The organism is Umezawaea tangerina, from assembly GCF_003002815.1.
Lineage (GTDB): Bacteria > Actinomycetota > Actinomycetes > Mycobacteriales > Pseudonocardiaceae > Umezawaea > Umezawaea tangerina.
Genome location: NZ_PVTF01000014.1, coordinates 144,415 through 166,885, shown reverse-complemented (window position 1 = coordinate 166,885; position 22,471 = coordinate 144,415). Strand labels below are relative to the sequence as shown.

24 protein-coding genes are annotated in these 22,471 nt (G+C 70.3%); 15 read left to right on the top strand and 9 right to left on the bottom strand.

Translation table 11 applies throughout. The features are described from left to right. Window positions 1-87: 87 nt before the first annotated feature. Both ctaD and CLV43_RS37675 read right to left on the bottom strand, forming a co-directional pair. Window positions 88-1,875 (bottom strand): aa3-type cytochrome oxidase subunit I, encoded by a 1,788-nt coding sequence (ctaD, locus tag CLV43_RS37680; RefSeq protein WP_106193685.1) that lies wholly within the window; start codon window positions 1,873-1,875, stop codon window positions 88-90. Between the two features lie 308 nt (window positions 1,876-2,183). Continuing rightward, entirely contained in the window at window positions 2,184-2,906 is a 723-nt protein-coding gene (locus CLV43_RS37675; RefSeq protein WP_106193683.1) for an alpha/beta fold hydrolase, read from the bottom strand. Window positions 2,907-3,035: 129 nt separating this feature from the next. Between CLV43_RS37675 and CLV43_RS37670 the strand changes: the two genes are divergently transcribed. The 7 genes from CLV43_RS37670 (at window position 3,036) to CLV43_RS37645 (ending at window position 7,718) form a co-directional block, all read left to right on the top strand. Next, window positions 3,036-3,482 (top strand): MarR family winged helix-turn-helix transcriptional regulator, encoded by a 447-nt coding sequence (locus CLV43_RS37670; protein ID WP_106193682.1) that lies wholly within the window; start codon window positions 3,036-3,038, stop codon window positions 3,480-3,482. Window positions 3,483-3,486: 4 nt separating this feature from the next. Continuing rightward, window positions 3,487-4,314 carry a phosphotransferase gene (locus CLV43_RS37665; protein ID WP_106193681.1) on the top strand — a complete coding sequence of 276 codons (828 nt, stop codon included), beginning with the start codon at window positions 3,487-3,489 and terminating at the stop codon, window positions 4,312-4,314. A gap of 103 nt (window positions 4,315-4,417) precedes the next feature. Next, on the top strand, window positions 4,418-4,822 hold the full coding sequence (locus CLV43_RS37660; RefSeq protein ID WP_146175061.1) for a hypothetical protein: 405 nt from the start codon (window positions 4,418-4,420) through the stop codon (window positions 4,820-4,822). Next, complete coding sequence (locus CLV43_RS48145; RefSeq protein WP_170156190.1) at window positions 4,819-4,974, top strand: hypothetical protein; 156 nt, start codon at window positions 4,819-4,821, stop codon at window positions 4,972-4,974. Before CLV43_RS37660 ends, CLV43_RS48145 begins: the two co-directional genes overlap by 4 nt. Window positions 4,975-4,988: 14 nt before the next feature. Beyond that, on the top strand, window positions 4,989-5,678 hold the full coding sequence (locus CLV43_RS37655) for a response regulator transcription factor (RefSeq protein ID WP_245887266.1): 690 nt from the start codon (window positions 4,989-4,991) through the stop codon (window positions 5,676-5,678). 137 nt (window positions 5,679-5,815) lie between these two features. Beyond that, window positions 5,816-7,111: a HAMP domain-containing sensor histidine kinase gene (locus CLV43_RS37650; protein ID WP_245887263.1), complete on the top strand. Its 1,296-nt coding sequence runs from the start codon at window positions 5,816-5,818 to the stop codon at window positions 7,109-7,111. A gap of 1 nt (window position 7,112) precedes the next feature. Further along, window positions 7,113-7,718 carry an HD domain-containing protein gene (locus CLV43_RS37645; RefSeq protein ID WP_106193676.1) on the top strand — a complete coding sequence of 202 codons (606 nt, stop codon included), beginning with the start codon at window positions 7,113-7,115 and terminating at the stop codon, window positions 7,716-7,718. A gap of 490 nt (window positions 7,719-8,208) precedes the next feature. Here CLV43_RS37645 and CLV43_RS37640 read toward each other — a convergent pair whose 3' ends face one another. Genes CLV43_RS37640 through CLV43_RS37620 form a run of 5 tightly spaced genes read right to left on the bottom strand, consistent with a single transcriptional unit; the run spans window position 8,209 to window position 12,212 of the window. Further along, window positions 8,209-8,790 (bottom strand): 1,2-dihydroxy-3-keto-5-methylthiopentene dioxygenase, encoded by a 582-nt coding sequence (locus tag CLV43_RS37640; protein WP_106193674.1) that lies wholly within the window; start codon window positions 8,788-8,790, stop codon window positions 8,209-8,211. Further along, window positions 8,787-9,386, bottom strand: a complete 600-nt coding sequence (mtnB, locus tag CLV43_RS37635) for a methylthioribulose 1-phosphate dehydratase (protein ID WP_106193673.1) — start codon at window positions 9,384-9,386, stop codon at window positions 8,787-8,789. The genes CLV43_RS37640 and mtnB overlap by 4 nt, the downstream gene beginning before the upstream one ends. Next, entirely contained in the window at window positions 9,386-10,069 is a 684-nt protein-coding gene (mtnC, locus tag CLV43_RS37630; RefSeq protein WP_106193671.1) for an acireductone synthase, read from the bottom strand. The genes mtnB and mtnC overlap by 1 nt, the downstream gene beginning before the upstream one ends. Beyond that, a complete protein-coding gene (locus tag CLV43_RS37625) occupies window positions 10,066-11,085 on the bottom strand; it encodes a s-methyl-5-thioribose-1-phosphate isomerase (protein WP_106193669.1) in 1,020 nt (339 codons plus the stop codon). Before CLV43_RS37625 ends, mtnC begins: the two co-directional genes overlap by 4 nt. After that, window positions 11,085-12,212, bottom strand: a complete 1,128-nt coding sequence (locus CLV43_RS37620) for an acyl-CoA dehydrogenase family protein (RefSeq protein WP_106193668.1) — start codon at window positions 12,210-12,212, stop codon at window positions 11,085-11,087. The genes CLV43_RS37625 and CLV43_RS37620 overlap by 1 nt, the downstream gene beginning before the upstream one ends. A gap of 168 nt (window positions 12,213-12,380) precedes the next feature. Here CLV43_RS37620 and urtA point away from each other — a divergent pair, with 168 nt between their 5' ends. The 5 genes from urtA to urtE are packed head-to-tail and all read left to right on the top strand — an operon-like array spanning window position 12,381 to window position 16,978. Then, window positions 12,381-13,607 carry an urea ABC transporter substrate-binding protein gene (gene urtA, locus CLV43_RS37615; RefSeq protein WP_106193666.1) on the top strand — a complete coding sequence of 409 codons (1,227 nt, stop codon included), beginning with the start codon at window positions 12,381-12,383 and terminating at the stop codon, window positions 13,605-13,607. After that, entirely contained in the window at window positions 13,607-14,485 is an 879-nt protein-coding gene (urtB, locus tag CLV43_RS37610; RefSeq protein ID WP_106193664.1) for an urea ABC transporter permease subunit UrtB, read from the top strand. Before urtA ends, urtB begins: the two co-directional genes overlap by 1 nt. After that, a complete protein-coding gene (gene urtC, locus CLV43_RS37605; protein ID WP_106193663.1) occupies window positions 14,482-15,522 on the top strand; it encodes an urea ABC transporter permease subunit UrtC in 1,041 nt (346 codons plus the stop codon). The genes urtB and urtC overlap by 4 nt, the downstream gene beginning before the upstream one ends. Further along, window positions 15,519-16,283 carry an urea ABC transporter ATP-binding protein UrtD gene (gene urtD / locus CLV43_RS37600; RefSeq protein ID WP_106193661.1) on the top strand — a complete coding sequence of 255 codons (765 nt, stop codon included), beginning with the start codon at window positions 15,519-15,521 and terminating at the stop codon, window positions 16,281-16,283. The genes urtC and urtD overlap by 4 nt, the downstream gene beginning before the upstream one ends. Next, complete coding sequence (urtE, locus tag CLV43_RS37595) at window positions 16,283-16,978, top strand: urea ABC transporter ATP-binding subunit UrtE (protein ID WP_106193659.1); 696 nt, start codon at window positions 16,283-16,285, stop codon at window positions 16,976-16,978. Before urtD ends, urtE begins: the two co-directional genes overlap by 1 nt. Here urtE and CLV43_RS37590 read toward each other — a convergent pair. Then, a complete protein-coding gene (locus tag CLV43_RS37590; protein WP_106193658.1) occupies window positions 16,898-18,064 on the bottom strand; it encodes a hypothetical protein in 1,167 nt (388 codons plus the stop codon). The two genes, urtE and CLV43_RS37590, sit on opposite strands and share 81 nt — an antisense overlap. Continuing rightward, window positions 18,061-19,086, bottom strand: coding sequence for a helix-turn-helix domain-containing protein (locus tag CLV43_RS37585; RefSeq protein ID WP_106193656.1), 1,026 nt, complete (start codon window positions 19,084-19,086; stop codon window positions 18,061-18,063). The genes CLV43_RS37590 and CLV43_RS37585 overlap by 4 nt, the downstream gene beginning before the upstream one ends. A 241-nt stretch (window positions 19,087-19,327) precedes the next feature. Here CLV43_RS37585 and CLV43_RS37580 point away from each other — a divergent pair, with 241 nt between their 5' ends. The 3 genes from CLV43_RS37580 (at window position 19,328) to CLV43_RS37570 (ending at window position 22,354) form a co-directional block, all read left to right on the top strand. After that, window positions 19,328-19,564 (top strand): hypothetical protein, encoded by a 237-nt coding sequence (locus CLV43_RS37580; protein WP_106193654.1) that lies wholly within the window; start codon window positions 19,328-19,330, stop codon window positions 19,562-19,564. Window positions 19,565-19,670: 106 nt separating this feature from the next. Beyond that, window positions 19,671-20,405, top strand: a complete 735-nt coding sequence (locus CLV43_RS37575) for a hypothetical protein (protein ID WP_146175060.1) — start codon at window positions 19,671-19,673, stop codon at window positions 20,403-20,405. Window positions 20,406-20,494: 89 nt separating this feature from the next. Then, entirely contained in the window at window positions 20,495-22,354 is a 1,860-nt protein-coding gene (locus tag CLV43_RS37570; RefSeq protein WP_106193999.1) for a DNA/RNA non-specific endonuclease, read from the top strand. Window positions 22,355-22,471: the final 117 nt, after the last annotated feature.

Here is a 22,471-nt window from a genome sequence, read left to right as displayed (position 1 = left end):
ACTCCTCCGGAATGCGAAGAGCCCCGACAGCCAAGGCGGCTGTCGGGGCTCGACGTTGAACCTGTGCTCAGGTTACCGGTGGTCGGGCTACTTGTGGTCGGGCTCGGCGGCGCCGGCCGCCGTGCCGGACTCCACGACGTTCGTGGCCATCTCGGAGAGGGCCGGGGTGGCCTCGTCGTGCGGGATGGTCTTGCCCGTGAACGTCACGTGCGCCTCGTTGTGGATGCGCTCGATCATGTGCGGGTAGTGCAGCTCGAACGCCGGGCGCTCGGAGCGGATCCGGGGCAGCTCGGTGAAGTTGTGCCGCGGCGGCGGGCAGCTCGTGGCCCACTCCAGCGAGTTGCCGAAGCCCCACGGGTCGTCCACCGTGACGACCTCGCCGTACCGGTAGCTCTTGAAGACGTTCCAGATGAACGGCAGCGTCGAGGCGCCGAGGATGTACGCGCCGATCGTGGAGATCGTGTTCAGCGTGGTGAAGCCGTCGCTGGCCAGGTAGTCGGCGTACCGGCGCGGCATGCCCTCGTTGCCCAGCCAGTGCTGGACGAGGAACGTCGCGTGGAAGCCGAGGAACGTGGTCCAGAAGTGCAGCTTGCCCAGCGGCTCGTCGAGCATCCGGCCGGTGATCTTCGGGAACCAGAAGTAGATGCCCGCGAACGTGGCGAACACGATGGTGCCGTAGAGCACGTAGTGGAAGTGCGCGACGACGAAGTACGTGTCCGACACGTGGAAGTCGATCGCCGGGGCGGCCAGCAGCACGCCGGACAGACCACCGAAGAGGAACGTCACGATGAAGCCGATGGAGAACAGCATCGGCGTCTCGAACGTCAGCTGCCCCTTCCACATCGTGCCGATCCAGTTGAAGAACTTCACGCCGGTCGGCACCGCGATCAGGAACGTCATGAACGCGAAGAACGGCAGCAGCACGGCGCCGGTGGCGTACATGTGGTGCGCCCACACGGCCACGGACAGCGCCGCGATGCCCAGCGTCGCGTAGACCAGGCCGTTGTAGCCGAACACGGGTTTGCGGCTGAACACCGGGAAGATCTCCGACACGATGCCGAAAAACGGCAGGGCGACGATGTAGACCTCGGGGTGGCCGAAGAACCAGAAGAGGTGCTGCCAGAGGATCACGCCGCCGTTGGCCGGGTCGAACACGTGCGCGCCGAGGTGCCGGTCCGCCAGCAGGCCCAGCAGGGCCGCGGTCAGGATCGGGAAGGCCAGCAGCACGAGGATGCTCGTCACCAGGATGTTCCAGGTGAAGATCGGCATGCGGAACATCGTCATGCCGGGCGCGCGCAGGCAGACCACCGTGGTGATCATGTTGACCGCGCCGAGGATCGTGCCCAGACCACCGATGACCAGGCCGGCGATCCACAGGTCGGCGCCGACGCCGGGCGAGTGGATGGCGTTGCTCAGCGGCGTGTAGGCGAACCAGCCGAAGTCGGCGGCGCCGCCGGGCGTCACGAAGCCCGACATCACGATCAGGCCGCCGAACAGGTACAGCCAGTACGAGAAGGCGTTGAGCCGCGGGAACGCCACGTCGGGCGAGCCGATCTGCAGCGGCAGGACGAAGTTGGCGAAGCCGAAGACGATCGGGGTCGCGTAGAGCAGCAGCATCACCGTGCCGTGCATGGTGAACAGCTGGTTGTACTGCTCGCTCGACAGGAACTGCATCCCCGGCTGAGCCAGCTCGGTGCGGATCAGCATGGCCATCGCGCCGCCCACCATGAAGAAGGCGAAGGACGTGACGAGGTAGAGAATGCCGATCTGCTTGTGGTCCGTGGTGCGGAACATCCGCAGCAGGAACGAACCCTTGACCGCTTCGCGCGCCGGGAAAGGACGCGTAGCGATCGGCTGCGGAACTACGGCCGTCACGGTGCCTCCTGCACTGTTCACCTACATGGTGGCCTTGGTGGGACCAACGTCGTTCGGGCGCCATCGAACGGCGAGGACCGCCCAGTGGCTCACCGGATCGTAGACCGCGCTATCGGCGGGTACATGTCGGGGGAGGACTGCCCCGCGCCCGCGTTGCCCAGGTCACATCGGGGTCGGGACGCTCCCGAGACCCCCGTGGGGGCGTGGCCAGCACATCCATAGTGGATCAGGTCCCGGCGTCCACAGGGGAACCCGGACAGGTGAACGGGGCCCACCCCGTGAGGCGGGCCCCTCGGTCCACCTCCCGGTCAGCCGAGCGAGCGCACCGCCGCGAGCACGAGCGCGGCGACCTCGTCCGGGTGCGACACGGCGATGGCGTGCGAACCACCCTCGACCTCGATGGTCGTGGCGCCGAGGCGCTTGGCGGCGGCGCGCTGCGAGTCCGGGTGGATGGCGTTGTCGGCGGTCGCCACGGCGAACCACGACGGCAGCGCCTTCCACGCGGGCTCGACGCCCAGCGGCTCGCCGAGGGCGGCCTGCGCCACCGGGCGCTGGCTGACCGCGGCGACGGCCGTGACCTCGGCCGGGAGGTCGGCGGCGAACACGCTGGCGAACACGTCCTCGCGGATCGTGAACTCGGTGTCGGTGCCGTCACCGGAGGGGAACTGGTGCGGCACGAGCGAGGTGGCCAGCTCGACCTCGGGGAACTCCGCCACCGAGCCGAGGGCGCTCTCGCCCTTGTCGACGCCGAACGAGGCCACGTAAACGAGGGCCTTCGCGTTGTCGGCCCGCGAGCCCGCGTAGGTGATGACCGGGCCGCCGTAGGAGTGGCCGACCAGGACGACCGGGCCGTCGATCTGCTTGACGAGGCTCGCCACGTACTCGCCGTCGTGGGTGAGGCCCCGCAGCGGGTTGCCCACGGCGAGCGCCTCGACGCCCTGCGCCCGCAGGCGCTCGACGACCTGCGCCCAGCTGGAGCCGTCCGCGAACGCGCCGTGGACCAGGACGACGGTGGGGGTGCTGCTGCTCATCGTTGCTCTCCTTCAGGTCGCTGCTGCCGAGAGCAAAACTAGCGAACGTTTAACTTGTACGCAAGTTAGTTGCGTAGTGGCTAATGGCACACGTGGCATCATGGGAGGTGAACCGGAAGGGGTGACCAGATGAACGCCGTGCCCGAAGAGCAGGAGTCCCCGGTCGACGACCTGGTGTGCTTCGCGCTGTACGCCGCCTCCAGGGCGGTGACCGCCGCCTACCGGCCGCTGCTGCAGGACCTGGGGCTCACCTACCCCCAGTACCTCGTCATGCTCGCCCTGTGGGACCGGGAGTCCATGCCGGTCAAGGACCTGGGCGACACCCTGCAGCTGGACTACGGCACGTTGACGCCGCTGCTCAAGCGCCTGGAGTCAGCGGGCCTGGTCACCCGGCAGCGCCGGGCCGACGACGAGCGCTCAGTCCAGGTCGGCCTCACCCCCGAGGGCAGCGCCCTGCGCGAGGCCGCCCGCGACGTGCCCGCGTCCATCGGAGCCGCCATGGGGATGCCCGAGGCCGAGATCGACCAGCTCCGCCTCGCGCTGCGCAGGCTCACCGCCAACCTCACCGCGGGGTGACCCCGTGGACGACCTGACCGCCCGTGGCATCCGCGCCGCCGTGGCCGTCGCCAGGTCCCACGACGTCCGCGTCGACACCCCCGTCGTGCTCCGCGACGCCAGCAACCTCCTCGTCCACCTCCGCCCCGCCCCCGTCGTGGCCCGCGTCGCCACGTCCACCGCGCTCGGCCGCCCCGACGTCCTCGGCCACTTCCGCCGCGCCGAGTCCGTGACGCGCTGGCTGGCCGCGCGCGGCGTCCCCGTCGTCCCCGCGAGCCCCCTGTTCCCACCAGGCCCGTTCGTGCACGACGACCTCGTCGTGAGCTTCGCCCAGCACGTCCCCCACGACCCGACGTGGGTCCCCACGTCCTTCGCGGCACGACTGGCCGAGCTGCACACCGAACTGCTCGACTACCCCGACCCGCTCCCGACCCGCCTGCCGCTGTCCGACGTCGACCACGCCATCACCACCTGGACCCGCTCCCCCGACGAGCTGGCCGCCTTCACCGCCGAACGCGACACCCTCGCCGCGACCTGGCCCACCACCGGGTCCCGGCCGCTGCACGGCGACGCCCACCCCGGCAACCTCCTGCTGACCCCGCACGGCCCGCTCTGGAACGACTTCGAGGACACCTGGCACGGCCCCGTCGCCTGGGATCTCGCGTGCTTGGCGCTCACGAGCAGGCTGGACGGCATGGCCGCGGCGCGTGCGTACCCGCAGGTGGTCGACCTGGCGTTCCACCTCCGGCTGCGGAGGCTGCACGTGACCGGGTGGCTGATGGTGCTGGAGCGGCGGTTCCCGCGGTACCGGGAGGCGGCCGACGAGGGTTTCCGGGGGATCGGGGCGGGGTGAACCGCCTCGCTTCCGCACCGTAGGAGGAGCCCCGCCGACGCCTTTGCAGAACCCGAACATTCGCCGTATGGATCACTCATCGAACTCGGTCAGAGTTCTCCCCATGACCTCATGGACTCGAATTTTCGCCGTCGCGGGCAGCACCGCGATGCTGGGCCTCGCGTTGACCGGTGTCGCGAGTGCGGACGAGACGCCGACAGGGCCGGCGCCGATGACGATCAGTGCCGACCAGGTGAAGCAGCGGTGCGAGGAGCGGGTGCCGAAGATCGAGGCGCGGATCAAGGCCGCGACCGACCGGATCAACGGCGACGAGAACACCCGTGGCTCGACGAAGTGGCTGGAGGCGCAGGCCAAGGCCGCTCGGGACGCCGGGCACGAGGCGAAGGCGAAGCTGTTCGACGCGCGCAAGGAGCTGCGCGGCGAGAAGCTGACCAAGCTGGGTGACGCGCAGAAGCGGATCGACACGTTCCAGTCCGAGCACTGCAACTACCCCGGTGGCACGAAGTGAGAGCCCTGGCTGTCGTCTTCGCGCTGATGGCGGTGGTGGGGCTGTCCGGGTGCCAGGACGAGGCGACGCCGCGGAGCGGCAACCCCGACGGGGAGCTGAGCAGCATCGAGTCGACGTTGAACGGCATCGAGGCCGATCTCGACCAACCGTGACAGCATTGCCCACCGTGCAACCGGACCAGTCTGCCCGCGGCCTCGTGCTGGTGGTCGAGGATGAGCGCGCCATCTCCGACCTGATCTCGTTGTACCTGCGCCGGGACGGCTTCGGTGTGCACGTCGAGGCCGACGGGCAGGCGGCGTTGGGTGCGCTGCGGCGGTTGAAACCGGTGGCGGTGCTGCTCGACGTGGGGCTGCCGGGGATGGACGGCGTCGAGGTGTGCCGGACGATGCGGGCGGCGGGTGACTGGACGCCGGTGCTGTTCGTGACGGCGCGGGACGACGAGGTCGACCGGGTGTTGGGCCTGGAGATGGGTGCCGACGACTACGTGACCAAGCCGTTCAGCCCGCGGGAGCTGGCCGCTCGGGTGCGCACGGTGCTGCGGCGCGGTGCGCACTCGGGTGCGGCGGCGCAGCACGTGGTGGGCGCGGTGCGGTTGGACGTCGAGCGGCGTCGGGTGTGGGCGGCCGAGGAGGAGGTCGCGCTCACGTCGACGGAGTTCGAGCTGCTCGCGCACCTCATGCGGCACCCCGGTCGGGTGTTCGAGCGGGAGCAGCTGCTCAGCGCGGTGTGGGGGTACGCGGCCGCGGCGGGTACGCGGACGGTCGACGTGCACGTGGCGCAGCTGCGGGCGAAGCTCGGTGCGCACAGCCCGATCCGCACGGTGCGCGGGGTCGGCTACTCGGCGGAGGCGCCGTGAGGACGAGTTCCGCGAACGCGGGCCCAGGGGAGAACGGTCCTGGGGAAGTTGGCCCAGGGGAAGTCGGTCCGGGGGCGGGGAAGGTGGGTCCCTGGAAGGTGGGCAGGGGGAAGGTGGGGCCTGAGAAGACGAGCCCGGTGAAGAGGAGTCTGGCCAAGACGAGCCTGGCGGGGCGGATCACCGCGTTGACGGTCGTGATCGCCGGGATCGCGGTGCTGGTGGCCGGGTTCGTGTCGGTGCGGCTGGTGATCACCACCGCGCGGGACGTCACGCGGACGACGTTGGCGAACCAGGCCGACGTGGTGAACGACCAGATCGGCGAGACCCCCAGGGGTCGGGTCGTGGAGATCCTGCAAGGCCAGGGGATCTCGGTCGTGCGGATCGGGGTGGGTGGTGCGCTGCGCGGTGACGCGGCCGCTGTGCAGGCCGTTCGCGACGCCAACCGCAAGAGCGGTGTCACGGGGCTGTGGATCGTGGAGGTGCGGGACAGGTTCGCGCTCGTGCAGAGGGCGGACTACGCGGGCGACACGACGCGCAAGCTGATCCGCAACATCGCGTTGGCGCTGGCGTTCGGGCTGGCGCTGGCGGCGGTCGCGGGTGGGCTGCTGGGCAACCTGCTGTCGAGACCGCTGCGTCGGACGGCGGGGGTCGCGATGGCGATGAGCTCCGGCCGCCGCGACCTGCGGGCGCCGGAGCACGGGCCGGTCGAGGTGTCCGACGTGGCCATCGCGGTGAACGGGCTCGCGGACGCGTTGCAGCACAGCGAGGCGCGGCAGCGGGACTTCCTGCTGTCGGTGTCGCACGAGCTGCGGACGCCGTTGACGGCGGTGATCGGGTTCTCCGAGTCGCTGGCCGACGGGGTCGTGACGGGGTCGGACGTGGTGGAGGTGGGCCGCACCATCCACGAGGAGTCGCAGCGCCTCGACCGCCTGGTCACCGACCTGCTCGACCTCGCGCGGCTGGGTGCCGACGACTTCCGGCTGGACGTCGCCGACGTCGACCTCGTACCGGTGGTGCGCTCGGCCGCCGACGTGTGGCACGCCCGCTGCGCGGCCAAGGGCCTCAAGTTCACCCTGGAGATGCCGATCCACCCGGTGGTCGTCCGGACCGACGCCCGGCGGATCCGGCAGGTGATGGACGGCCTGCTGGAGAACGCCGTCCGCGTCACGCCCACCGGCCGTCCGGTGGTGCTGTCGCTCAGCTCCGTGCTCCAGGTCCGCGACGGCGGCCCCGGACTGTCCGACGAGGACTACCGAATCGCTTTCGACCGCGGTGCCCTGCACGCCAAGTACGAGCTCTCCCGGCCCGTGGGAACAGGGATCGGACTCGCGCTCGTGCACGGTCTGGTGACCCGCCTGGGTGGCACGATCACAGCGGGCCCCGCCCCGGAAGGCGGCGCCTGCTTCACCGTGACGCTGGCACCGGGGGTGTGAGGTGGAAGCTCTGTGGGACGACGCGGTGCGGGTCCTGGGTGGGGTGCCCAAGCCGACGGACCTGTGCGAGCGGTACACCGAGCCCCATCGGGGCTACCACAACACCGACCACGTGAAGCAGGTCGTCCGGGACGCGCTTCTGCTTGGTGCGGACGAATGCGAGCGCGATCGGGCGCTGGTGACGCTGGCGGCGTTGGCGCACGACGTCGTGTACGACGGGAAGCCGGGGGATGACGAGCGGCGCAGCGCGGAGTGGGCGCGTGATCAGTTGTCGGCCGCGGGCGTGGCGGGCGAGGACACGGCTCGGGTGCAGGAGCTGGTGCTCGCGACGTTGACGCACGAGGCGGCGCCAGGGGATCGGTTGGCGGCGGTGCTGCTGGATGCGGACCTGGCGATTCTGGGGTCGGATCCGGTGGGGTACGAGAGGTATCGGGCGGCGGTGCGGTCGGAGTACGCGCATGTGCCGGATGAGGCTTGGAGGGTGGGGAGGGCGGGGGTTTTGAGGGCGTTGCTGGGGAAGGGGGAGTTGTTTGTGACGGAGGTGGGGAGGGGGCTTTGGGAGGTGGGGGCTCGGAGGAATCTTGAGGGGGAGTTGGAGGGGCTTTAGGGGGTGGGGGTTGGGGGTGGTTGCGTTGTGGTCACCTGGGCGTGTTCTGGGCTTTGTGCGTGTTCTGGGGTGCCCACCCTCTGGCGGAGCCCGGCCCCCGGCGCGCGATTGTCTCAATGCCCTGCCCTAGTTTGTCAAGACGGTGAAGCTGTCTTGACAAGCAAGATCAAGCAGGAGGGCGCTGTGGATCGGGGGCAGAGGGGAAGTCTGGCTTCGCCAGCATCGGACTCCGTCCGACACTGCATCCTCGGCTTCGCCGTCGGACAGGGCATCCGCGCTTCGCGGCGGACAAGGCATCGGCTCGCGCCGACAAGGCCCCGGGCGCTCCGCGCCGGATGCGCGCTGGCGGGCTGCGCCCAACGTTGGGATCCTCGCTGCGCGTCGGACAGAGCCCCAGGCGCTTCGCGCCGGATGCGTGTTGGCGGGCTGCGCCCAGCGTGGAGGGGTGGGTGGCTCGTCTGTGTTGGCCGAAGGCCTGTTTGTGGTGGGGCTATTGGTGGTGGTTGGCCATTAGTTGGTCGTAGGTGGGGAAGTTCTTGGCGATGTCGTTGCCGGTGAAGTTGGCGACCCAGCCGTCGTCGTCGTGGAAGAAGCGGATGGAGACGTAGTTCGGGGAGGTGCCCATGTCGAACCAGTGGGTGGTGTTGGCGGGGACGCTGAGGAGGTCGCCTGCTTCGCAGAGGATGCCGTAGACGCGGTTGTCGATGTGGAGGTAGAAGACGCCGGAGCCGCGGGCGAAGAAGCGGTCCTCGTCGTCGTCGTGGGTGTGTTCGGCGAGGAACTTCTGGCGGGCCTCGGAGGCCTTGCTCAACCAGTCCGGGTCGTCGGAGGGGGTCATGTGCATGGCGTCCACGAGGATGTAGCCCTCGGTGTCGATGATGCGGTCGACGTTGGTGCGGTAGGCGTCGAGGACCTCGTCGGAGGAGGGGGTGGGTGGGAGGCCGTCGATGACGGGCCAGTTCTCGTAGCGGACGCCCAGGCGTTTGAGCTCTACGAGGATGTCGTCGGGTGAGGTGGTTCGCAGCAGCACCGTGGACGGGTCGGTGTCGGGCCAGACGGTCAGCAGGGTCATCGGGTTCCCCTTGTCTCGACGGTGAAGCGGAGCAGCCAGTCCAGGCATTCGAGGCGGTGGCGGGCCTGGTGGAGGTCGTCACCCCACACGTACACCCCGTGGCGGGCCACGATCAAGGCCGGGGTGTCGGGGCGGTGGTGGGATTCGAAGGCGTCGCCGAGGACCTGCATGTCCTGGGAGTTGGGGACGACCGGGATGGTGACGGTGTCGTCGTGGGCGGCGCGGCCGAAACCCTTGAGCATCTCGAGGTCGCGCAGGTGGACGCCGCCGGGCCAGTACTCGCCCGCGACGACGGGGGCCATGGCGTGGACGTGGACGACCGCGCCGGCACCGGAGACGGCGGCGATGCGGCCGTGCAGGCCCGCCTCGGCCGAAGGGACGCGGACGGGGTCGGTGGTGGTGCCGTGGGCGTCGATGACGACGACGTCGGAAGCGGTCAGCTCGCCCTTGTCGCGGCCGCTGACGGTGACGGCGAGGCGCAGCGGGTCGCGGTCGAGGACGACGGAGAGGTTGCCGGAGGTGCCGCGCATCCAGCCCATCGCGGTGTAGCGGGCGCACTCGGCGGCCAGTGCGCGCCCGGCGTCGTCGATGTCCATCACAGGGAGCGCACCGTCCGGTGTGGACCGAAGTCGGCGTCGCCGTAGGGCTCGCCGTCACGGGCGACGCCGACGGTGCCCCAGCCCGCGGCCGCGGCGGCGTGCAGCTCGGCGGGGACGTCGGAGTAGAACACGATCTCGTCGGCGGGGGCGTCCAGCACGGCGGCGATGGCCCGGTACGAGGCCTCCTCGCGCTTCGGGCCCGCGTTGACGGTGTCGAAGTGGTGCTCGAACAACCCCGTCAGGTCACCCTCGGTCGTGTGGCCGAAGAACGCGACCTGCCCCGCGACCGAGCCGGAGGAGAACACGGCGAGGCGGGACCCGTTCCCGTGCCACGACTTCAGGGCGGGGACGACGTCGGGGAAGAGCTCGGCGAGGAGGTCGCCGTCGCGGTAGCCCTGCTGCCAGACCAGGCCCTGCAACGCCTTGAGGGGACCGACCTTCTGGTCGCGGTCCATCCAGTCGTGCAGCACGGCGACCAGCTCGGGCGTGCCCGCCGACCCCGGCAGTCCGGCGAGCTCGCGGATCTCCGCGACGGCCTCGACGACGGCCGGGTCGTCGGGGTGGCCGTCGATCCACGGGCCCAGGCGCGGGCGGGCGTAGTCGTACAGGACGACCAACACCTGGTGGGTCGAGCTGAGGGTGCCCTCGATGTCCAGGACGACCCACGTCGGGCTGCTCACTGCTGTTCTCCTCGGTAGTAGTCGGCGAGCCGGTCCGGCGCGAACACGCCGCGGTCGGTCACCACGGACGTGACGAACCGCGGTGGCGTCACGTCGAAGGCCGGGTAGAGGCCGCGCACCCGGTCGCTCGCGGTGCGCCTGCCCAGGGTGCTCAGCACCTCCTCGCCGGGGCGGTACTCGATCGGCACGTCGGCCGCGGTCGGCGCCAGCCGGTCCGGTGCCTGCACCAGGGCGAGGAACGGGACGTCGAACGCGTGCGCGGCCACCGCGAGCCCCAGTGTGCCGACCTTGTTGACCACGTGCCCGTCCATCGTCACCCGGTCCCCCGCCGTGACCAGCGCGTCCACCTCACCCGAGCTGAGCACGGCCGCGCCCATCCCGTCGGTGATCAACGTCGTGTCCACGCCCATCTCGGCCAGCGTCTCGGCGGTGAGCCGGGCACCCTGGAGGTAGGGACGGGTCTCCGTGCAGATGAACCGCAAACGCTTGCCGTCGCGGTGGGCGGCGGCCACGGTCTCGGTCAGGTACAGGTCGGCCCAGCAGTGCGTGAGCACGCAGCCGTCGGCGGGCAGCAGGGCCGCGGTGGCCGTGCCGAGCGCGCGGCTGCGCGACCGGTACCGCTCGTCACCGGCCACGGCACCGGCCAGCGCGGCGGCCTCCAGGGCCGCGCCGGTGACCGGACCGGCGGCGTCGACGGCGGTCAGCACCGCGGCGACGGCCTTGCGCAGGTGGTTGTTCGTCCGCCGGGTGGCCTCCAGCAGCTCACCGGCCCGGCCCACGTGGGCGCGGGCGTCCGCCGCGTCCAGGCCGGACGCCTCGCGGGCGGCGAGCACCATGCCCCACAGCACGGCGAAGTACGGGCCGGAGGACTGGGTGACCATGTCCTCGATCGCCTTGGCGACGTCGGCGACGGTCGCGCAGCGCACCCAGGTCCGCTCGAACGGGAAGCTGCGGCGGTCCAGGACGTGCACGCCGTCGTCGGCCAGGCGCACGCTGTGCGCGAGCACCGGCTCCATCAGCTGTACCCGGTGTAGGGCGGCCGCCCGCCGGTCAGGAAGTACTCCCCCACCTCGCGGGCCTTGTAGCTCACCGGGTCGTGCAGGGTCAGCGTGCGCGCGTTGCGCCAGAACCGGTCGAACCCGTAGCCGGAAGCGGTGGCACGGGCGCCGCACAGCTCGAACACCTTGCCGGTGGTCTCGATCACGACCCCGGTGGAGAACACCTTGGCCGACGAGATCGCCGCCGCGGTCGCCGCGCGCTGCTCGGCGGTCAGCGCCTCCCCCTGCTCGGAGGCCGCCAGCAGGGCGAGGGAGGCGTGGTCGGCCAGCAGCCCGGCCGCCTCGACCCCGGCGACGAGCTCGCCGTAGGTGCCGAGCACGTACGGGTCGTCGGTGGCGCTGTCCACGCCGCTGAGGAACCACGGGCGGGTGGTCGACCGGGTGTAGCGGGCGGCCTCGGCCAGCGCGCCCTCGGCGATGGCCACGTGGAGCTGCGAGAGCACGAGCTGGAAGCCGAGCGAGGCCAGCGACAGCCGCGGCGAGGTCTCGTCGTCGGGCTGCCTGCCGAGCACGTCCGCGGCGGCCACCGGGACCCGCTCGAACACGACGCCGCCGCTGGCGGTGAGCCGTTGGCCCATGTTGTCCCAGTCACCCGAGAAGGTGATGCCGGGGGCGCGCCCGTCGACCAGGAACGTGAGCTTCTCGCCGGTGTCGGTGCGGGTCGCGCTGACCACCAGCCGGTCCGCGAGGGCCGCGCCGGTGGCGAAGGTCTTGCGGCCGTCGACGACGAAGCCGTCCTCGGCCGGGGTCAGCGAGAGGGCGGCGTCCAGCGGGTTGCTGACACCCGCCCAGAAGAGGTTGTCCCCCGGCTCGAACGGCTTGTCGAACAGTCCCGTGCGCCAGATCTGCAGGTAGTGGTAGCCGAGCAGGTGCCCGATGTTCGCGTCCGCCGCGCCGACCACCCTGGTGACCGCCTGCTGGGTCGTCCAGTCGGTGATCGTCAGCAGCCCGGACTGCCGCAGCAGGTCCAGCTCCCGCACCGGGGGCTCGCCGAGGCGATCGCGCTCGGCGGCGTCGACGCGCAGCGCCGTCGCCAGCTCCTCGGCGACGGTCAGCCACTTCTGCCGACCCTCGGTGACCGTCATGCACTTTCCTCCAGGCTCCGCCGAGCACCCGGTCAGCCGGGCGCACGTCGAGCCTAATGGCCCAATCCGGGGCCGCGATGAGCATCTCGCCACATGAACGTAACGAGCGGCACACCCCCGGTCACCTGCGCTCCTTAGCTTCGAGGTTCCACTGCTGAGAGGACTCCCATGCGGTCGAGACTCCTGAAGGCACTCACCCTCTCCCTCACCCTCCCCGTCGTCCTCGTGGCGGGCTGCGTCTCCGAACCCGGCACGGGCGCGTCACCCGGTGTCGGCGGGGACGGCATCAAGGTCGGCGTCCTGCACTCGTTGAGCGGCACGATGGCGATCAGCGAGGTCACCGTGAAGGACGCGGAGCTGCTGGCGATCGAGGAGCTCAACGCCTCGGGTGGAGTGCTCGGCAAGAAGCTGGTGCCCGTGACGGAGGACGGCGCCTCGGACTGGCCGACGTTCGCGGAGAAGGCGCAGAAGCTGATCTCGCAGGACAAGGTCGCGACCGTGTTCGGCGGCTGGACCTCGGCCAGCCGCAAGGCGATGCTGCCGGTGTTCGAGCGCAACAAGGCGCTGCTGTGGTACCCGGTGCAGTACGAGGGCCTGGAGAGCTCGCCGTACATCTTCTACACCGGCGCGACCACGAACCAGCAGATCGTCCCGGCACTGGACTACCTCGCCGCGCAGGGCAAGAAGAAGCTGTTCCTGGTGGGCAGCGACTACGTGTTCCCGCGCACCGCCAACAAGATCATCAAGGCGTACGCCGCCGCCAAGGGCATCGAGGTGCTCGGCGAGGAGTACACCCCGTTGGGGCACACGGAGTACGGCACCCTGGTCAACAAGCTGGTCGACGCCAAGCCGGACGCGGTGTTCAACACCCTCAACGGCGACAGCAACGTGGCGTTCTTCAAGCAGCTGCGCAGCGCGGGCATCACGGCGGCGGGCACGCCGGTGGTGTCGGTGAGCGTCGCCGAGGAGGAGGTCAAGGGCATCGGCCCGGACAACGTGGCGGGCCACCTCGTGGCGTGGAACTACTACCAGACCACGCGGACGCCCGCGAACGACACGTTCGTCAAGGCGTTCAAGGCGAAGTACGGCGTGGACAAGGTGACCTCGGACCCGATGGAGGCCGGGTACAACGCGGTCAAGCTGTGGGCCGCGGCCGTCACCAAGGCGGGCAGCACGGACGTCGAGGCGGTGAAGAAGGCCGCGGGCGGCATCGCGATCGACGCGCCCGAGGGCACCACGACCATCGACGGCGGGAACCAGCACGTGTCGAAGACGGCGCGGATCGGCGTGGTGGAACCGGACGGCCAGATCAAGGAGGTCTGGAGCTCCGGCGCGCCGATCACACCCGACCCGTACCTGAAGGGCTACGACTGGGCCTCGGGGTTGGCGCCCTAGTGGAGGCGCTGGCGAACCAGCTGCCCATCGGTCTGAGCATCGCCGCCGTCCTGCTGCTGATCGCGCTCGGCCTGACCTTCACGTTCGGTCAGATGGGCGTGATCAACATGGCGCACGGCGAGTTCATCATGGCCGGGGCCTACACCGCGTACCTGTTGCAGGGCTGGGCGGGCGAGCAGTCGTTCCTGCTGGCGCTGCCCGTCGCCTTCGCCGTGGCCGGGCTGCTCGGCCTGCTGCTGGAATGGGCGCTCATCAGGAGGTTCTACGGCCGACCGCTGGACACGCTGCTGCTCACGTGGGGTGTGAGCCTGATCCTGCAGCAGCTGGCCCGCGACCTCTTCGGCGCGCCCAACGTCCAGGCCACCGCGCCGGGCTGGCTCACCGGCGGGATCGACCTGATGGGCGTCCGCATGCCCTACAACCGGCTGTTCATCCTCGGCCTGGCCGTGGTGTGCGTGGTCGGCGTGTGGTGGTACCTGGCGAAGTCGCCGCAGGGCCGCCGGATGCGCGCGGTCGTGCAGGACCGGGAGCTGGCCGCCTACAGCGGGATCGCGACCGGGCGGGTCGACCGGTTCACGTTCCTGCTGGGCTCGGGGCTGGCCGGGGTCGCCGGGGTCGCGCTGACCCTGGTCGGCCCGGTCGGGCCGGGCCTCGGCACGTTCTACATCGTCGACGCGTTCCTGGTCGTCGTCGCGGGCGGGCTCGGGCAGCTGCGCGGCGCGGTGATCGCGGCCGTGGCGCTGGGGATGCTCAACAGCTTCCTGGAGTTCTGGTCGGACGCCAGCCTCGCCAAGGTGCTGGTGTTCGTGGTGGTCATCGCGTTCCTCCAGGTCCGTCCACAGGGGATGTTCGTGCTCCGGGGGAGGTCGCTGGTATGAGTTCCCGGATCGCGCTGGCGCTGTGCGTGCTGCTCCTGGCCGTGGCGCCGTTCACGTTGTCCCCCTTCAGGTTGGGGCTGCTGGCGAAGTACCTGTGCTTCGCGATCGTCGCGGTCGGCATCGCGCTGGCGTGGGGCCAGGGCGGCATGCTGGTGCTCGGCCAGGGCGTGTTCTTCGGCCTCGGCGGCTACGCGATGGGGATGTACCTCAAGCTCAGCGAGGCCGGGTCGGCCGGGCTGCCCGACTTCATGGTGTGGAGCGGTGTCGAGGAGCTGCCCGCGTTGTGGAAACCGTTCGCCAACCCCGTTTTCGCCCTCGCCGCGGTCGTGCTGGTGCCCGGTCTGGTCGCGTTCCTGCTGGGGCTGCTGGTGTTCCGCCAACGGGTGCGCGGCGCCTACTTCGCGATCCTGTCGCAGGCGCTCGCCGCCGCGTTCGTGATCCTGCTGGTCGGCAGGCAGGGGATCACCGGCGGCACCAACGGGCTGACCAACTTCAGCCGGTTCTTCCAGCTCGACCTCACCGACCCGAACGGCCAGCGCGCCGTCTACGCCATCGCGGCGGTCGTGCTGGGCCTGGTGTACCTGGTGGCGCGGCTGGTGATCCGCGGCCGGTTCGGCAGGCTGCTGGTCGCCGTGCGCGACGGCGAGGACCGCGTCCGGTTCCTCGGTTACGACCCGGCCGTGGTCAAGACGGTCACGTTCACCATGTCGGCGGTGATGGCCGGATTGGCGGGCGCGCTGTTCGTGCCGATCGTGGGCATCATCTCCCCCGCGCTGCTGGGGATCGTGCCGTCGTTGGAGCTGCTGGTCGGGGTCGCGGTCGGCGGCCGGTTCGTGCTGGCGGGCGCGATCGGCGGCGCGATCCTGGTCAACTACGCGAAGACCGCGTTCAGCGAGGACTTCGCGGAGGGCTGGCTGTACCTGCAGGGTGGGCTGTTCGTGCTGGTGCTGGTGTTCGCCCCCAAGGGACTGGCGGGCCTGGTGACCGGCGCGCGGGAACGGCTCGCCGCCCGCGTGCGGAAGGAGCGGGTCGCATGACGGTGCTGCTGGACGTGCGCGGCCTGCGGGTCGTCTTCTCCGGGTTCGTCGCGCTGGACGGGCTCGACCTCACCGTGGAGGAGGGCGAGCTGCGGTTCCTGATCGGCCCGAACGGCGCGGGCAAGACCACGCTGATCGACGTGGTCACCGGGCTGACCAGACCGGTGGCGGGCAGCGTGCGGTTCGGCGGCACCGAGCTCGTCGGGCGGCGCGAGCACCGGATCGTGCGGCTGGGAGTCGGCCGCACGTTCCAGACCGCCACGGTGTTCGAGGAACTGACCGTGCTGGAGAACCTCGACCTGGCGGCGTCGTTCCGGCTGTCCCTGCCGTCGCTGCTGCGCAAGCGCCGCGGCGTCTCCGACGAGGTCGCCTCGGCGTTGGAGACCGCGGAGCTGACCGCGCTCGCCGACCGGCCCGCCGGTGTCCTGTCGCACGGCCAGCGCCAGTGGCTGGAGATCGGCATGCTCCTCGTCCAGCGGCCTCGGCTCCTGCTGCTGGACGAGCCGGTGGCGGGCATGAGCAAGGACGAGCGGGAACGCACGGGCGAGCTGTTGCAGCGCATCGCGGCCACGCACACCGTGGTCGTGGTCGAGCACGACATGGAGTTCCTGCGCCGCTACGCCCGCAAGGTCACCGTCATGCACCAGGGGCGCGTCCTGCGCGAGGGGTCCGTGGCCGAGGTGCAGGACGACCCGGAGGTCCGGGAGGTGTACCTCGGCCGGTCGGCGGTCCGGGGAGCGGCCGCCGAGGAGGTCTCCTGATGCTCGAGGTGTCCGGTGTGGACGTGTCCCACGGACGGGCCCAGGTCCTGTTCGGCGTCGACCTCTCCGTGCCCGCGGGGTCGCTGGTGTGCGTGATGGGCCGCAACGGCGTCGGCAAGACGACGCTGCTCGACACCGTCATGGGCACGCTGACCCCGCGCGCGGGCAGCGTCGTGCTCGACGGCGAGGACATCACCCGTCTGCCGACCCACCTGCGCGTCCGCCGCGGCATGGCCTACGTCCCGCAGGGCCACGCCGCGTTCCCGCAGCTCACCGTGTGGGAGAACCTCCAGGTCGCGCTGGAGGCCACGACCCACCGCGACCGGTCGGCCGTCGACGACTCGCTCGACGTCTTCCCCGCGCTGCGCTCGTTCCTCAAGCGCCCGGCGGGGTTCCTGTCGGGTGGTCAGCGGCAGCAGCTGGCCATCGCCAGGGCGCTGATCACCCGGCCGCGCCTGCTGCTGCTCGACGAGCCCACCGAGGGCGTCCAGCCCTCGGTGATCGACGAGATCGAGAACGCCGTCGAGCGCCTGCACGGGGAAGCGGGCATGACCGTGCTGCTGGTCGAGCAGTACCTCGACTTCGCCCTGCGGCTGGCCGACAGCTTCATCGTCCTAGACGCGGGCGAGGTCGTGCACTCGGGCACGAGCGCCGACCTCCACGACGAGGGAGTTCGCCGGATGCTGTCGGTGTGACCCGACCAGGCCCAGCGCGGCCATCGCGGCGGCCGGGCCGTCCAGCACGGGCTGGCCGAGGACGAACGTGTGCCAGGTGATCCGGTCCTCGGCCAGCGCGGCCAGGTAGTCGACGCACAGCCCCGGCGCGATGCGCAGGCACCGGTCGCGCGCGGCGTTGAGCGACGCGGTCATCAGCCGCGTCCTCTCCCGGCTGCGCAGCGGGTGCTCGACCTTGTCCAGGATGCCCTCGATCAGCCGGTAGCGGCCCTGCAGGAAGCTCTCCCAGTACGCGAGGTCGGCGTCCCGGATGCCCTTGCCGTCGTCGAACAGCGCGAACAGGCCCTCGGCGAGGCAGTCGCCGAACTCCTCGGTGCGCGCACGGGCGGGATCGGCGAACGGGTCGTAGGTCTTCTGCTCCGCCAGGCCCGTCATGGCCGTGCGGCGCAACCCGTTGTCGTCGAGGAGGAAGAACCAGTCCTCGTTGTAGACGTTGGGGAAGAACGACGTCATCGCGTGCGCGCCGATCGCCAGCGCGCCGCCGCCGATGAACGTGTCCTGGAACGCGCCGACCTCGCGCAGGGCGTGGCACACCACCGAGTTGTCCTCGAACCCGCCGATGGCCAGGCCGACGCCCGCGTAGCTGTCCACCAGGCCCGCGGCCACGGCGAGGTCGGACGGGGTGGGCACCTTGATGTCGTCGTCGAGGAACACCACCCGCTCCCAGCCCGCGGCCCGCGAGAACAGCAGGCCGAGGTTGCGCTTCAGGCTGGTGTCGGTGCGGCGCTCGAAACCGTTGGCCAGCAGCAGCTCGGAGGTCCGGAACGACGGCATCAGCCCGGCGGGCAGCCGGTCGACGTCGACCGCGATCAGGTCGACGCCGCGCTGGGCGGCGAGCGACTCCGACCGCTCCACCGAGGCGTTCTGGCTGCACAGCAGGAGCAGCGTGCACCCCAGCTCGCGGGCCAGGCCCATCGCGGTGTCCAGGTAGTCCGGTGTGCGGTTGGTCGGCACGATGATCGCGTCCAACCTGGACGCGGTGCCGTCCACGGTGGTCAGCAACTGCCGGTGCGAGCTGTGGTGCCTCGCGTCGATCGGTGGGGTCACCCCAGGCCCTCCGGCCATTCGAAGAGAACGTTCTCGGGTGACGTCCAGTCGGGTGTGACGACCTGTCCGTTCACGATGGTCACGCGGGTGATGACGCTGTAGGCGTCGTGCCCCGCGAAGCGAGCCTTGAGGTATGCCTCGTTGCGGTCGCGGAACTTCGAGTCGGTCAGCGCGCGGACGGCACCCAGCGTGCCGCGGCCGTACTGGCCGTTGCAGATGGTGACAGTGCGCTTCTTGTTGTAGGGGCTCACCCCCCGGTAGAACTGGGCCACGTCCTGGATGAGCTTGCCGTGCACGACGAGCGGCTCGATGACCCTGGACTCACCGCCCTCCAGCACCTCGAAGCCGCCTACATCGGATACGTCCGGGCGCTGGGCCTGGTTCACCGGCAGCTCGACGCGGTCCACCACGTCGGTGGTCACGACGTTCCAGTCCACACCGCCGAGCAGCACCAGGTGCGTGGTGTAGTCGTCGGGGGACAACGAGGTCGCGGTGCGGAAGTGGACCTGGCTGCCGGGGTTGACCGACCGGATGTGGCCGTGCAGCTCGATCAGCGAGTCCAGGTCCGCGTAGGTGTAGAGCTCCACGTAGTCCGGGCTCAACGGGTCCGTGTACGGCGTCAGCGGCATCTGCTCCTCGGTCAGCTGGGCGACGACGATGGTGATGTCGTACCTGTCCGGGAAGTACCAGAAGCTCCGGCCTGGTGCGCCGGAACCGGCCAGCTCGGCCAGCTCCTCCAGCAGCCGCTCGCGCAGCGCGTTCTCCTCCGCGGTCAGCTCCGAGAGGTCGGGGACCCGGTAGGGCTCGACCTCCACCGACCGCCTGGTGGCGAAGAACGTGGCGTAGGCGGCCAGCCTGGCCAGCGGCGGCACCTTGCCCGCCTCCCACGACGACAGCAGGGGTGAGCTGGCGCCGAAGGCCGTGGCGAGCTGCTTCTGGGTGATGGCGACACCTGGCCAGCTCTCCAGGCGCAACGCCTTGAGGCGGTGCGCGAGTGCTGGGGACGGCCGGTCGACTGGCAAGTGCTGAGCCCTTCAGTGAACTTCAGTCTACTTGCTGAAGTGTGCAACATACACGATCTCGTCCCTCTATCAGGTCCCCCTAACTTCGGGATACCGCCCGATCGGGGCAGGTCAAGCGGGACTTGTCCACCATTTTGCCTTGTCAGCGCCTCACACTGGTCTTACACTAAACCTCACTGGAGTTCAGTGAATTTCAGTTATCAACTGAAGTCCCAAGGTCCATCTACCAAGGGAGCGCTCGATGTCCACCATCCAGACCCTCGCCCAGACCGCCGGGTCCACCAGCTGGAGCCCCTACGTGTTCACCGGGCTCGTCGTTGCCATGATCGTCGTGATCGCCCTCTCGCGCCTGCTCCGCAAGCTGATCGCCGTGGTCTCCACCCTGCTCATCACGGCGGGGACCGCGATGACCGGCCTGGCGACGGCCCTCACGTCGATGACCGTCCTGACGGCGCTCTTCATGGTGTTCCTCAACTAGACGGGAAGCGCGGACATGACCGTCGACCTCTGCCCGGAGCCCGGCTGACCTGGGGAACAACCCCCAGCGGCCGGGCTTCGCGAGTCGGTTGCCTATCGTTCCCGCCATGGGAAGCACTCGGGCGACTCTCGACGGCGCCGTGACCGGACTCGCGGGACCGCGGCACCTGGTGGTGGCCGAGCGGTTGGTGGACAACCTGCTGCCCGCGAACAACGTCTACAAGGAACCGACACAGCGCAACGTGGTGCGGTGGGGGAAGCCGGGGCAGCCCGACGGCTGGGTGAACCAGAGCCAGTGCGCGTCGTTCGTGACGGCGGTGCTGAAGCGGGCGTACCCGAAGTGGGCGACGGGGCGGTTCTTCGCGAAGCACTTCGGGTCGCGCAGCCCGTACGCGCGCGACTACCTGAACGGGTTCGCGGGCGGGGGCGTGCCGCACTTCGAGGAGGTCGGGAAGGTCGAGGACCTGCGGCCGGGCGACCTGGTGGCGATCGACTTCCGCACCGACGACGGCGGCAACACCGGGCACATCGTGATGGTGCGCGGCGTGAAGGGCCTCTACGACCGGCGGTTGTCCTACCCCGGTGAGGCGCAGCACGCGGTGGAGATCGTGGACTGCACGTCCGAGCCGCACGGGGTGTTCGGCGTCGGGGACTACTCCTCGTTCCCGGACAGCCGGATCGTGGACGCCGACACCCAGCACCTCGGGGCCGGGTACGGGCACATGATGTTCTACGCCTCCGACGCCACCGGCGGCTTCACCCGGTACCGGTGGAGCGTCAACAGCTCGGTCAGCTCGCCCACCACGCAACGCCCCCTCGTGGCGGCTCGGCTGTTCGGGTGAGCGGCCCCCACCCGCGGTAACACCGGTCGGACACCGGGCGACAGCCAGGTGATCCGAAGTTCGGTGCCCGCGTGGAGGAAGTGGTCGCGATGGCAGCCAGGAGAACCGGGAAGGCCGCCCCGGCACCGGACGAGCTGATGGCCGCGTTGCGGAGGTTCATCCGCGCCAAGGGGTCGGACTTCCTGCGCGACGACAACGTGTCCTCGATCGGCGTCGGCTACAAGCAGCGGGACGGCAAGCCCACCAAGGAGATCTCGGTCCAGTTCACCGTGCGGCGCAAGGCGCAGCCCGAGGAGCTGGAGGCGCTGGGGACGACCGCGCTGCCGCCGGTGGTCGTGGTCGACGGCTTCGAGGTACCGACGGACGTCCTGCAACGGCAGTACAAAGCGGACTTCCGCGTGGTGTCCGAGGCGGCCGCCGTGGACCGCAAGACCCGCATCGACCCCATCGCGCCGGGCGCGAGCGTCGGCCATGTGAAGGTCAGCGCCGGGACGATCGGCTGCATCGTCTACGACAAGGTCGACGGGACGCCGTACGTGCTGAGCAACTGGCACGTGCTGCACGGCCCCGACGGCGAGCTGGGCGAGGACGTGGTGCAGCCCGGCAAGCACGACGACAACCGGGTCGACCGCAACAGGCTGGGCAGGCTGGTCCGCTCCTACCTCGGCAAGGCGGGCGACTGCGCGATCGCGTCCATCGAGGACCGCGCGTACGACGCGAACGCCATAGAGCTCGACGTCGCCGTCACGCAGATCGGCGAGCCGGAGCTCGGCGACAAGGTGGTCAAGAGCGGTCGGACGACCGGGGTCACGCACGGGGTCGTGCGGCGGGTCGACACCCTGGTGAAGATCGACTACGGCGGTGCCGAGGGCGAGCAGGAGATCGGCGGGTTCGAGATCGGCGTCGACCCGCGCAACGCGCCCGCCGACGGCGAGATCAGCTCCGGCGGCGACTCGGGCGCGGCCTGGATCTTCAAGCTGGGCAACGGCAGACCGAGCAAGGTGCTGGCGGGCCTGCACTTCGCGGGCGAGGGCGGCGGCGATCCGGACGAGCACGCGCTGGCGTGCCTGCCGCGGTCGGTGTTCGAGAAGCTGGAGGTGACGCTGGACCCGCCGTCGGTGGTCGTCGCGCAGGCCGTGCCGACCGGGTACGACGCCGACTTCCTCGGGGTGCGGGTGGACGCGCCCGCGCTGACCGACGCCACCAAGGACGACGCGGTGCTGCTCGACGGCAGCGAGCGGATCGACTACACCCACTTCTCGTTGGCGATGAGCAGGTCCCGCAAGTTCGCGTTGTGGGTGGCGTGGAACATCGACGGCGGCGCGCTGAAGAAGCTCGACCGCAGCGGCATCCCGTTCGTCAAGGACCCCCGGCTGCCCGCGGACGTCCAGACCGGCGACGAGCTGTACAAGAACAACCGGCTCGACCGCGGTCACATCGCACGGCGCGCGGACCTCATCTGGGGCACCGCCGCCGTGGCGGACAAGGCGAACACCGACTCCTTCTTCTTCACCAACATCACGCCGCAGATGGACGACTTCAACCAGAGCGCCAAAGCCGGGCTGTGGGGGCGGCTGGAAGACGCGCTGTTCGCCGACGTCGAGGTCGACGACCTCCGGGTGAGCGTGAGCGGCGGCCCGGTGTTCAACGCCGACGACCGGGTGTTCCGGACCGTGGCGCTGCCGAGGGAGTTCTGGAAGGTGATCACGTTCGCCGTGGACGGGGAGCTGCGGACCAGGGCGTTCCTGTTGACCCAGAACCTGGATCAGCTGGAGGCGCTGGACCTGGACGAGTTCCGGGTCTTCCAGGTGGGGGTCGCGGAGGTGGAGGAGAGGACGGGGTTGGTGTTCCCGGCTGTGCTGCACGAGGCGGATACGGTGGGGGTTGAGGTGTTGGAGGGGGCTGGGAGGGGGCCGCTGGCGGGGGTGGAGGACATCGACTGGGGGTGAGTGGGCCTGGTGTCGGTGCAGCGGACTACGGGGGTGTCGCTGCGGTGGGCTCCGGGGGTGTCGCTACAGCTGTCTCCGGGTGCGGTCGGCTTGACTTGGGGCCCCTTTTTTGGGCTT